Genomic DNA, 1,483 nt, shown 5'->3' with positions numbered 1-1,483 from the left:
TAGACCGCCAACGTGGATTCATCGAGAACGGCCCCGCTGGGCGCGGTGGCGGTCTGGGTCACCGCGACCACTCGCGAAACCTTCGCCGGTGCGTCGGCAGGATGATCGTCGCTGGTCACTGCGGCGCGCGCTGTCACCACGGCGTTCTCGCTCGCCCACCGATCCCACTGCCTGCCCGTGATCGGTGCGAGTACGGTGAACGCGGGCTTGTTCTCGGCGTAGAACCGTTCATCGAGCAGCGGTGCCGCCCGCTCCGCTCCCGCGGCCTGGCTCGGGTCCGTCGCCGGCGTGTAACTGAACAGGTCTCCCGCAGCAGCAACCATCACCGACTCCGGATCATTTTGATCGACCGCGGCGAAGCGGTCCGGCAGTGCCGGTGGAGGTGGGGTCGTCAACACGCTCGTCGGCCCGCCGGAATCCATCGGTGTGTGGCCGTGATCATCACCGTCGGAGCCGCCGCACCCGGCAACCGCTGTCATCACCACCAGTGCCGCGGCGACCAATCCGACTCGACTCCGTGCCCGGATCTTCGTTGTCATCACACTTCCGATCTCTCATATCGATTCACGGCCAACGGCTTTCGGTCCACACTACCTATGGGGTCCGACAAGAATTGGACGAAAGACCGCGTGCCCGAATCGGTTTCGCCAATCTCGATGCCGGACGGAGACCCGTCATCGCCACTGGGATTGTTGACCGCGGCTCCAGAGGAAAGCGGCGGCGAAGGTCGCCGCCAGGGATTCGGCGTCTGTCTCGCAGAGAGCACGAGCTTCGTCGGCTTCCCACGGGTGCCCGTAGCGGCCGAGGATCTCGATGGGAGTGCGGACTTGGGTGCTGGTGAGCCAGCTGTCCCGAAGCTGTTCCGCCGAGTATCTGCTGCGGAACGGATTCACCCTCTTGATGTTCACGTGTTGCTCACTCAGGACCGCGGCGCGGTGTAGCAGGCAGGCAAGGCGTTCCCCGCGCACGTCGACGAGAGCTGCGGTATCGGTGTTGTGCATGTCGATCTCCTTGTCGGTGGGCATGGTTACGGCCTTTCTTCGGGTGGGATCTCGCCGAATCGGCGGACGTACATTTCTTCGCCGGCCCAGTTGGAGAGGGGTTGGATGGAGACGACGTCACCGGATTGGGGTGCGTTCAGGAGCATGTCTTGGCCGTTTTGCTGGCCGTGGTAGATGCCGACGTGGTGGGTGTTTCCGCCTGCGCCGAAGAAGATCAGGTCGCCGGGCTGTTTCTGGTCGAGCGGAATTTCTTGTCCTCGGGGGTCGTAGAGTTGTCCCGGATTGGAGTGGTCGCCGGTGAAGTGCGGCAATGTGATCTGGCCGCCGGATGCCTGGTAGACGGCGTAGAGGGTCAGGCCGGAGCAGTCGAAGCCGGTCTTGTTCGGGTCACCGTGCGCGTCGCCTGCACCGCCGCCGTCGCTGATGCCGTGGGTGGGTCCGTTGACGTCGCCGCCGCCCCAGGCGTACTCGGTGCCGAGCCA

3 protein-coding genes are annotated in these 1,483 nt (G+C 64.8%); all 3 read right to left on the bottom strand.

Annotation, left to right across the window (positions count from 1 at the left end; translation table 11 throughout):
- Nucleotides 1-539, bottom strand: a 539-nt coding sequence (locus MLGJGCBP_RS19955; RefSeq protein WP_160097685.1) for a hypothetical protein, incomplete at its 3' end; no start/stop codon positions are given.
- A 135-nt stretch (nucleotides 540-674) separates the two neighbouring features.
- Nucleotides 675-1,025 (bottom strand): hypothetical protein, encoded by a 351-nt coding sequence (locus MLGJGCBP_RS19950; RefSeq protein ID WP_160097684.1) that lies wholly within the window; start codon nucleotides 1,023-1,025, stop codon nucleotides 675-677.
- A gap of 2 nt (nucleotides 1,026-1,027) precedes the next feature.
- A partial coding sequence (locus tag MLGJGCBP_RS19945) for a C40 family peptidase (protein WP_201453136.1) occupies nucleotides 1,028-1,483 on the bottom strand: 456 nt, incomplete at its 5' end.

This window comes from Rhodococcus sp. T7 (assembly GCF_009872365.1).
Classification (GTDB): domain Bacteria; phylum Actinomycetota; class Actinomycetes; order Mycobacteriales; family Mycobacteriaceae; genus Rhodococcus_F.
This window is presented reverse-complemented; position numbering and strand designations above follow the sequence as displayed.